We start from the raw sequence: 9380 nt of genomic DNA on the forward strand, positions 1-9380 counted from the left end.
GATATATCAGCGTCTGTCGCAGGCCCCGTCTCGGGTACTGCCTCAGCCGCCGATATATCAGTTGTGCAAAAGACGTTTGCGGACGTCCGCAAACGTTCTTTGCATGAGGTGGTTTTGTGCAGGTCAGGACGTTTTGGTCAGAAGGCCTTCACGTCGAGGTAGGCGCCGAACGTGCCGAGCCAGTGGTCGGCCATGTAGCCGTGCCCGCCGAACACGTAGGTCCACCCGGCCTCGCGGTGCGCGGCCGAAGCGGTCCGGGCCAGCTCGACGTACCGGTGCCCGGCAGGCAGGGCTTCGGCGATCGCCTCCCAGTTCCAGGCGCGCGACAACGCGAGCCCGGCGAGGTGTGAGCCGTAGGGGTCGCTGGGGTCGTCGACCGGGAAGGGCTCGCGCAGCACGCGCCACCGTTCCGACTCGAGCTCCGGCAGGTACGCGTCCAGCCACGCGGCGAACTCCGGGGCGTCCAGCGCGCGGCGCATCAGGTCGGCCGTCGTCAGCGCGGGCGAGAGGAAGTCTGCGGCGTCCGGCTCGAACCCGCCGTACGCGACCTCGTCCCGGTGCCACCGCAGCGCCGCGTCGACGCACGCGGAAGCCAGCTCGAAGTCCCCGTTCACCTGGGCGGCGTCGAACACGAGGCCGGTCGCGAACGCGGTGTTGCTGTGGGTGCCGGTCCGGATCGGCAGCCGCGCCGCCGAGATCCACTCCAGCCAGCGGTCGCGCAGCACGTCCGCGATGGGCGCCACCGACCACGGCAGCCCGGAGGTCCGCAGTTCCGCGTCGAGCAGCAGCAGCCAGGCCCAGCCGTACGGCCGCTCCCAGTACCGGCCGGCCGGCGAGGCGAAGAACGCGGCCTCGACCGCGCAGTTGTCGTGCGTGATCAGCTTGTCCAGCGCGTCACGGGCCAGGTCGGCGCCCGCCAGCGACGGGCGCAGCCGCAGCAACCGCACGGCGAGCCACGTCTGGTGCACGCACGAGTGCCAGTCGAACGATCCGGCGAACACGGGATGCAGCACCCGCTGCGGTATCAGCCGGTCGTCGCCGTCGATGACGTGCGTCCAATGCACCGGGTGGTCGCGCTGGACGTTTTCGATCGCGATGCCCAGCAGCCGGGTCGCGGTGCCGTCATCCAATCGGGTGGCGTTCATGGCCCACATCATGCAGTGCGACGTCTCAACTGGGCAGAGGTCGATAGTTGACAAGTAACAGACTTCACTCCGCCGGACCACCCACCGAAACCGCTGACAGGCCCGGCCCGGTCTCTCAGTGTGGGACAACTAGGATGAGCAGCGTGAACTGGACCGTGGACGTGCCCATCGACACGCTTCCCGAGCTTCCGCCGCTGCCTCCCGAGATGCGCAAGCGCCTGGACGACGCCCTGTCGCGCCCGGCTGCCCAGCAGCCCGAATGGCCCGACGCAGAACAGGTGCGTCGCGTGCGGACCGTGCTCGAGAGCGTGCCGCCGATCACCGTGCCCGCCGAGATCGACCGGCTGCACACGCAACTGGCGCAGGTCGCGAACGGTGAGGCGTTTCTCCTGCAGGGCGGTGACTGCGCGGAGACGTTCGCTGACAACACCGAGCCGCACATCCGCGCGAACATCCGGACCCTGCTGCAGATGGCCGTCGTGCTGACCTACGGCGCGAGCCTGCCCGTGGTGAAGGTCGGTCGCATCGCCGGCCAGTACGCCAAGCCGCGTTCGTCGGGCATCGACGCGCTCGGCCTGCCGTCTTACCGCGGCGACATCATCAACTCCCTGGTCGCGACGCCCGAGGCCCGCGTGGCGGACCCCGGCCGCATGATCCGCGCGTACGCGAACGCCGGCGCGGCGATGAACCTGCTGCGGGCGCTCACCGGCGCGGGTCTGGCCGACCTGCACCGCGTGCACGACTGGAACCGCGACTTCGTGCGCACCTCGCCCGCGGGCGAGCGCTACGAGGCCCTGGCCGGCGAGATCGACCGCGGCCTGAAGTTCATGTCGGCGTGCGGCGTGAACGACCAGTCGCTGCACGGCACGGAGATCTTCGCCTCGCACGAGGCGCTGCTCCTCGACTACGAGCGCGCGCTGCTCCGCCTCGACACGACGCGCGACGAGCCCAGGCTGTACGACCTGTCGTCGCACTTCGTGTGGATCGGTGAGCGCACCCGTCAGCTCGACGGCGCGCACATCGCGTTCGCCGAGATGCTGGCGAACCCGATCGGCCTGAAGATCGGCCCGACGACGTCGCCGGAGATGGCCGTCGAGTACGTCGAGCGCCTCGACCCGCGCAACGAGCCGGGCCGCCTGACGCTCATCTCGCGCATGGGCAACCAGAAGGTGCGCGACGTGCTCCCCGCCATCGTGGAGAAGGTCGAAGCCTCCGGTCACAAGGTCATCTGGCAGTGCGACCCGATGCACGGCAACACGCACGAGTCGTCGACCGGCTACAAGACCCGGCACTTCGACCGCATCGTCGACGAGGTCCAGGGCTTCTTCGAGGTGCACCGCCGCCTGGGCACGCACCCCGGTGGCATCCACATCGAGCTCACGGGTGAGGACGTCACCGAGTGCCTCGGTGGCGCCCAGGAGATCTCCGACGACGACCTCGCCGGCCGCTACGAGACGGCGTGCGACCCGCGCCTGAACACGCAGCAGTCGCTCGAGCTCGCGTTCCTCGTCGCCGAGATGCTCCGCTCGTAGCGAGTTTCGAAACTTTCCTGAAGACGAGCTGAAGAACGAAGGGCCCCGCGTCGAGAACGCGGGGCCCTTCGCTTTGCCCTGGCTAGAGGCCGACGATCGTGATCTCGGTACCTCGCTGCACCCGTGTGCGCGGCGGGATCGACTGGTTCACGACCGTCGCGTTGCCGCTCTTGTTGAACTCGACCTTCACCTTCAGGCCGGCCCGCTCGAGCGCCTCCTTGGCATCGCGCACCTTCTGCCTGGTCACGTCCGGGACCTCGACCTCGCGGTTGTTCTGGAAGAACACGGTGACGCGCTTGTTGCCCGTCCCCTCCAGCACCGTGCCGGCGGGCGGATCGGTCCGCGCCACCCGCGACTCGCCGTTCTCCGCGGCGTCCTCGCCACCGGCCTCGACCGGCTCCAGACCGGCTCGCTGCAGCTCCGCGAACGCCTCGTCCTTCGTCTTGCCCGCGACGTTCGGCACCGGCGTGCGCGGCGACGGGCCCTTGCTGAGCACGAGGGTGACCGGGCTGTCGATCTTGAGAGCGGTGCCGGGACGCGGGTCCAGCGCCACGACCTTGCCGATCGGCACGGTGTCGTGGAAGGCGTCCTTCGTGGGGTCGGTGACCGTCTTCAGGCCCGCTGCCTCGATCTCCTTCTTCGCCGCGTCCACCTCGGCACCGACGTTGATGAACGGCACCACGGGCTTGCCGCGCGACACGACGACCTTCACCGACTGTCCCTTGCGCAGCTCCGCGTCCGGGCCGGGATCGGTGCTGATGACCTGGCCGTTCGGCACGTCGTCCGACGGCACCTTGTCGATCAGCGCCGTGAGGTCCGCGCCCTGCACCAGCCGCACCGCGTTCTGCTCGGACTGGCCGACCACCGCAGGCACCGCCGTCCAGCGGCCCGCGCCGAGGTACCAGGAGAACAGGCCGACGATCAGCGCCAGCACGGCGACCACGGAGCCCCAGATGATGAAGAGCTTCTTGCGCCGCTTGCGCTCTTCCTCGACCGGGTCGACCTTGGGTTTCTTCTTCTGCGGTGGACGGCGGCGCGGCTGTTCCGGCCGCTGCATCGCGCGCGTGCCGGCGATGCCGGGCGGCGGCGTCGGCGGGCCGGTGCTGACGGTCGTCATCCCAGAAGACATCACCGCGGTCATCGCCGCCGACGGAGTCACCGGCCTGGTCGCCTCGGCTGCCGACGGGGGAGTGGCGCCGACCGCGACCGGGACCGGCCGCATGATGACGGTCCTGTCGTTCTCGGGCGCCGTGCCGGGGACGGGCACCGGTTGCGGCGTGAGCCCCAGCTCAGCGCCCACGCGTTCGAGTTCGCCGAGGAACGCGTCGGCGTTGGCCGGCCGCAGCGACGGGTCACGCCGCGTCGACTTGCGCACCAGCGTGTCGAGCGCCAGCGGGATCTCCGGAACCGACGGGACGTCCGAGTTCACGTGCTGGTAGGCCACCGAGATGGGCGTCTCGCCGCGGTACGGGGCCTGCCCCGCCAGCATCTCGTAGAGCACGATGCCGGCCGAGTAGACGTCACTGCGTGCGTCCGCGGCGCCGGTCTCCACCTGTTCAGGTGACAGATAGGCGACTGTGCCGAGGATCTCGCTGTCGCTCGTGACGCCGTTCTCGGCGATCGCCCTGGCCAGCCCGAAGTCCGCGACCTTCACCTGGCCACCGGGTCCGATCAGCACGTTCTCCGGCTTCACGTCGCGGTGCACCAGCCCGGCGCGATGCGCGGCGCCCAAGGCCGACAGCACCGGGCCGAGGATGCTCAACGCGATGGCGGGAGGGAGCTTGCCGCGCTGGTTGAGCAGGTCACGGAGGTTGCCGCCGTCGATCAGCTCCATCACCAGGTACACCTGGTCACCGTCGACGCCCTGGTCGTGCACGGACACCACGGCAGGGTGATGCAACTGGGCCGCCGCGCGTGCCTCACGCTCGAAGCGCGCGACAAACGCCGGGTCCGCCGTCAGGTGCGGATCCATCACCTTGATTGCCACATCGCGGTCGAGGCGAGTGTCGCGACCTCGATAGACGGTGGACATGCCACCGCGCGCGAGCACGGAGTCCACCCGGTAGCGCTGCTCCAGCAGTCCACCCATCACGTTCGAAACCGACCTCTCCACAGTGCGAGATGGTAAAGCTCAGGATGACCCGGTTGGCGGAAGGGCGTTCCCAGTTCGGTTATGGCATCGTGACCCCCGTGAGTGCGATTCCTGCCGCTGCGGATGTATTGGCTGCCGACCTGGAGGTTCTTCCTCTCCCCGAGGTGGCCGACCGAATGGGACTTCCGGTCACCCGGGTCCATCAACTGCTGCGCGACGGGCAACTGCTCGCCGTGCGGCGGGACGGCGTCCTCGTCGTTCCCGAAGCATTCCTCGCCGCCGCAGCCGTGGTGAAGGGTCTGCCCGGCACCATCACGGTGCTGCGCGACCAGAACTTCTCCACGGACGAGATTCTGCGCTGGCTCTTCACGGAGGACGAAAGCCTCCCTGGCACTCCGATCGAAGCATTGCGCGGTGACCGTGGGCGTGAGGTAAAGCGACGCGCCCAGGCCATGGGCTTCTAGTTCACCCGAAGCAGCGGTTCCAGGCGTCTCGGCAGGCGAGAGGCGTCTGGAACCCCTGAACTGGTGCACATGATCACCAAGACTCTCCTTGCCTGTCTCGCCTCGGTCGGACTGTTGCTGGCGCCTGGAACCTCCGGCGCGGCCCCGGCCGTGCACGCCAAGCCGACCACGCTGGAACTCGACGCGGGCGGCGCCACTGTCAAGCTGAAGAAGGGCAACCAGCTCCAGATCAAGGGCAAGCTCGGCGCCCAGGGCGCCCGGAGCGGCGACCGTCAGCTGACGCTCGGACTCGACGTGTTCGCCCAGGTCAGGGTCGGTGCCTCCGCGTGGAGCAGCATCTACACCAGGAACTGCCAGCCGAACGCGACGTTCACCGCGAAGTTCACCATCGACGCGTCCGCTGATCTGCGTCTCTACTTCCCCGGCACGAGCGTTTACGCCTCGGCGACGTCCAACATCGTCGGAGTGGTCCTGATCTAAAGCGGGGCTCATCTCGTCATCGCACGCGCTAGCAGTGCCCGGCCGGCTCCGGGCACTGCCACCGCGAGCCTCCTGGTGTTCGGCACGGCCACCCGCCGCCACAGCACCTCGCAGCCGACGAGCGCGAGGATGTCGCGATACAACATGTATGCAGTCTGCATGCACGGGCGCGACGACGGCGACAGCATCGCGATGCCAGGCTCGGCCGACTGATATATCGCATATGAGTGGGCGACGAGGTCGTCGAGCGCCCGTTGCACCCGGTCGTTTGCGCGCCGATGACGACGACACCATTGCAAAAGGTCGCGGTCGACGCCGTGCGCGCCGAGGACGTCCTGCGGCAGGTAGACCCGGCCGCGGTCGAGGTCCTCGCCGACGTCGCGCAGGAAGTTCGTCAGCTGGAACGCCACCCCGAGCCTGGCCGCGTACGGTTCGGCGTCCGCGCGGGGCACGACGGTGCCGAGCACCGGCAGCATCTGCAGCCCGATGACCTCCGCCGAGCCGTGCATGTAGACACCGAGCGCGTCGAGATCCGCGTACTCGGTGACGTCGAGGTCCATCCGCATCGACGCGAGGAAGTCCGTGAACAGCGACCGGTCGATGTCGTAGCGGCGCATCGTGTCCGCCAGTGCGCGCAGGACCGGGTTCGACGGGGGCCTGCTGGTGATGGAACCGTCCAGGAGCCGCTCCAGGCGGTCAAGCTCGCCCTCGCGGTCGTCGACCCCGGCGGCGTCCACGATCTCGTCGGCCCACCGCGCGAACGCGTAGAGCGCGTGCACGGCCGGCCGCTGTTCGGGCCGTAGCAGGGTCGTGGCCAGGAAGAACGTCTTGCCGTACCGCGCGTTCACCCGGCGGCAGGCGGCGTAGGCGGAGGTCAGGCTGGCTGTGCCGGCGCTCATTCGTAGCGGGTGGACAGGCCGAACGGGTCCGGCTTCACCAATGACCGCGCGGCCAGCACAGACACCATCAGCGCGAAGAACAGGTAGCCCCACGAGTACAGGGCCGTGTCACCGTTCGGGAACGTCACCAGCAGCAGGAACACCGACGCGATCGTCATCGTGACCAGCGCGCCCGTGCTCCACGCGAACCCGGCGGCGAGCGCCAGCGGCCAGCTGAAGTACCACGGCAGCGTCGCGGGAGAGAGCAGCGCGACGGCCAGCATGGTCAGGGTGCCGCGCCGGATGCCGTCGCGGACGTCGCCGTCGCGCGCCGCCCACCACTGGGTGTACGCGATCCAGATCAGCACCACCGAGCCGAGCGCCCGCGCGACGCCGATGAAGATGCCGCCGTCGACGTAGACGAACCAGTTGACGATCATGCGCACGAAGTCGCCGACCGCGCTAGGGATCGACAGCCAGTTGATGATCATCGACGAGCTGCGCAGCGCCGGGATCCAGCCGAGGCTCACCCCGGCGACCAGCGTGCACACGGCGAACGTCCCGAGGAACGCCAGCAGGCCGGGCAGCAGCGCCTTGCGGAACTGGGCGCGCTTGTCGCCCTCGAGCCGCGCCGCCCAGATCCAGACGAGGAACGGCGCGATCACGACCGCCGTCGCCTTCACCGAGAACGCGAGCGCGAGCAGCACGAAGCCGAGCACGTGCCTGCGGTCGAGCACCAGCAGCACGCCCGCGGCCATCAGCCCGATCATCAGCAGGTCGTTGTGCGCGCCGCCGATCAGGTGGATCAGCAGCAACGGGTTCGCGGCCACCAGCCACAGCGCGATCGCCGACTTGCCGCCGAGGTGGCGGCTCAGGCCCGGCAGCGCCCAGCACAGCAGCACGAGGCCGCCGGCGAGCGCGAACCGCATCGCGACGACGCCGAGGATCACGCTCGCGTTCGTCGCCCACACGATCGCCTTGGCGATCAGGATGAACAACGGCCCGTACGGCGCCGGCGTGTGCTGCCACACCCAGCTGACGTTCTCGCTGAGCGTGCTCTGCAGCACCGCCGGGCCGACCGTGTACGGGTCGTAGCCGGTCAGCGCGAGCTGGCCCTGCGCGAGGTAGCTGTAGATGTCCTTGCTGAACAGCGGCGGCGCGAAGAGCAGCGGCAACGTCCAGACCGTCACCGCGACCAGCACCGCGAAGTCGCCGATCTCACCCCACCGGACGAGCCTGCCGAGCCGGACCCACGCCCAGACGACGAGGCCCAGGCCCAGGTACAGCACCATGCTCGCGAGGTCGTGACCGTGGCCGTAGCGCAGCCAGCTCAGCCCGACCTGGGCGAGCAGCGGATCACGCTCGAGGATGGCGCCCGCGCCCATGCCACCCAGCGCGATCAGCGCCACGCCCAGCAGGCCGAGCATGGTGGTGCGGATGGGGATGGCGTAGGTGTTCGTGCGCACGACAGGTGAAAGCTCCTGTGGAGATGCCTCGGAGCTCGTGCGGGGGAGGGACGGAGTTGCAGCCATCGCCCGAACATCGTTGCACAAGGCGCGAAGGCGTCAGCAAGCAACGGGCCACACTGGTCACGAGGACTTAATCAAACCCTGAAGTTCTGAAAGCCCGGTACTTCAGAAAGCCCGCTTCGTGGAACTGATCGCGAGATCGGCGAGCTTGGCCGCCGCGGGCTCGGCCACCGGGGCCGCGTCGAGGGCGGCCAGCGCGCTTTTCGTCAGCTCCTCGATGCGCTCCTCGACGGCGTCGACGGCGCCGACCTTCACGAGCGCGCGCCGGACCTCTTCGACGGTGTCGAGGTCGAGGTCGGGCTTGCCCAGCGCGATGTCCAGCACATCGGCGCCGAACTGCATGCCCAGGGCCACGAGCAGCGTGCGCTTGCCCTCGGCGAGGTCGTCGCCGGCGGGCTTGCCGGTGACCTCGGGGTCGCCGAACACGCCGAGCAGGTCGTCGCGCAGCTGGAACGCGACGCCGATGTCGGCGCCGAACGCCCGCAGCCCGTCGATCAGCTCCGGTGAGCCGCCCGCCATCGCCGCACCCATGTGCAACGGCCGTTCGACGGTGTACGCGGCCGTCTTGAGCCGGTCGATCCGCAGCGCCGCGTCCGGGGACGAGTCACCCCGCGCCTGCGTCAGCACGTCCAGGTACTGGCCCGCGAGCATCTCGGTGCGCATGTCCCGCCACGGCTCGCTCATCCGGCGCAGCACCTCCGCCGGCAGCCCGGCGGCGAACAGCATGTCGTCCGCCCACGCCAGCGCGATGTCGCCGATCAGGACCGCCGCCGACATGCCGAACCGCTCCGACGAGCCGAGCCAGCCCTGCTCGCGGTGCCGCTCACCGAACGCGATGTGCACGGTCGGCTTGCCCCGGCGCACGTGGGAGGCGTCCATCAGGTCGTCGTGGATGAGCGCGCACGCCTGAATCAGCTCCAGCGAACTGACGGCCGTGAGCACCTCGTCGGCGAGCTCGCCGTCCGGGTCGCCGCCCGCCGCGCGCCAGCCCCACCACGCGTAGGTCGGGCGGATGCGCTTGCCACCGCCCAGCACGAAGTCGGAGAGCGCGTCCACCGCACTCGCGAAGCTCGGGTCCATCGCCTCGCCGGACGCGCGCCGGGAGGCCAGGTACGTGGTCAGCGCTTCGTCGACGTGCTGAGGAAGGGCAACATCGATTGGGTGGTGGGACACGTCTCCATGGTCCGCTGTGTCCGGGGCCACCCGCATGCCGGGGGCCGCGTACCACATCGTGAGCTGATGTCCCACCTAGCGGAAGTG

8 protein-coding genes are annotated in these 9380 nt (G+C 69.4%); 3 read left to right on the forward strand and 5 right to left on the reverse strand.

Annotation, left to right across the window (positions count from 1 at the left end; translation table 11 throughout):
* Positions 1-137: 137 nt before the first annotated feature.
* Positions 138-1145: a DUF2891 domain-containing protein gene (locus SK803_RS04935; RefSeq protein ID WP_319964544.1), complete on the reverse strand. Its 1008-nt coding sequence runs from the start codon at positions 1143-1145 to the stop codon at positions 138-140.
* 143 nt (positions 1146-1288) lie between these two features.
* Between SK803_RS04935 and SK803_RS04940 the strand changes: the two genes are divergently transcribed.
* On the forward strand, positions 1289-2677 hold the full coding sequence (locus SK803_RS04940) for a class II 3-deoxy-7-phosphoheptulonate synthase (protein ID WP_319964545.1): 1389 nt from the start codon (positions 1289-1291) through the stop codon (positions 2675-2677).
* Positions 2678-2759: 82 nt separating this feature from the next.
* On the opposite strand, the gene pknB is transcribed toward SK803_RS04940, so the two are convergent.
* Positions 2760-4766 carry a Stk1 family PASTA domain-containing Ser/Thr kinase gene (gene pknB / locus SK803_RS04945; RefSeq protein ID WP_455032241.1) on the reverse strand — a complete coding sequence of 669 codons (2007 nt, stop codon included), beginning with the start codon at positions 4764-4766 and terminating at the stop codon, positions 2760-2762.
* Between the two features lie 101 nt (positions 4767-4867).
* On the opposite strand from pknB, the gene SK803_RS04950 reads away from it, so the two are divergent.
* Complete coding sequence (locus SK803_RS04950) at positions 4868-5233, forward strand: Rv2175c family DNA-binding protein (RefSeq protein ID WP_319964547.1); 366 nt, start codon at positions 4868-4870, stop codon at positions 5231-5233.
* Between the two features lie 69 nt (positions 5234-5302).
* A complete protein-coding gene (locus SK803_RS04955; protein WP_319964548.1) occupies positions 5303-5713 on the forward strand; it encodes a hypothetical protein in 411 nt (136 codons plus the stop codon).
* Positions 5714-5721: 8 nt separating this feature from the next.
* On the opposite strand, the gene SK803_RS04960 is transcribed toward SK803_RS04955, so the two are convergent.
* From SK803_RS04960 to SK803_RS04970, 3 genes are all read right to left on the reverse strand, one after another.
* Positions 5722-6612 carry a phytoene/squalene synthase family protein gene (locus tag SK803_RS04960; RefSeq protein WP_319964549.1) on the reverse strand — a complete coding sequence of 297 codons (891 nt, stop codon included), beginning with the start codon at positions 6610-6612 and terminating at the stop codon, positions 5722-5724.
* On the reverse strand, positions 6609-8057 hold the full coding sequence (mptB, locus tag SK803_RS04965; protein ID WP_319964550.1) for a polyprenol phosphomannose-dependent alpha 1,6 mannosyltransferase MptB: 1449 nt from the start codon (positions 8055-8057) through the stop codon (positions 6609-6611). The genes SK803_RS04960 and mptB overlap by 4 nt, the downstream gene beginning before the upstream one ends.
* A 168-nt stretch (positions 8058-8225) precedes the next feature.
* Positions 8226-9329 carry a polyprenyl synthetase family protein gene (locus SK803_RS04970; protein WP_406601487.1) on the reverse strand — a complete coding sequence of 368 codons (1104 nt, stop codon included), beginning with the start codon at positions 9327-9329 and terminating at the stop codon, positions 8226-8228.
* Between the last annotated feature and the right edge of the window lie 51 nt (positions 9330-9380).

It is taken from the genome of Lentzea miocenica, from assembly GCF_033949945.1.
In the GTDB taxonomy this organism is placed as follows: Bacteria; Actinomycetota; Actinomycetes; order Mycobacteriales; family Pseudonocardiaceae; genus Lentzea; species Lentzea miocenica.

What these genes read in the sequence shown, in the direction of transcription:
- SK803_RS04935 (WP_319964544.1), bottom strand. Translation starts at nt 1,145, where the DNA reads ATGAACGCCACCCGATTGGATGACGGCACCGCGACCCGGCTGCTGGGC.
- pknB (WP_455032241.1), bottom strand. Translation starts at nt 4,766, where the DNA reads ATGGGTGGACTGCTGGAGCAGCGCTACCGGGTGGACTCCGTGCTCGCG.
- SK803_RS04955 (WP_319964548.1), top strand. Translation starts at nt 5,303, where the DNA reads ATGATCACCAAGACTCTCCTTGCCTGTCTCGCCTCGGTCGGACTGTTG.
- SK803_RS04960 (WP_319964549.1), bottom strand. Translation starts at nt 6,612, where the DNA reads ATGAGCGCCGGCACAGCCAGCCTGACCTCCGCCTACGCCGCCTGCCGC.
- SK803_RS04970 (WP_406601487.1), bottom strand. Translation starts at nt 9,329, where the DNA reads ATGCGGGTGGCCCCGGACACAGCGGACCATGGAGACGTGTCCCACCAC.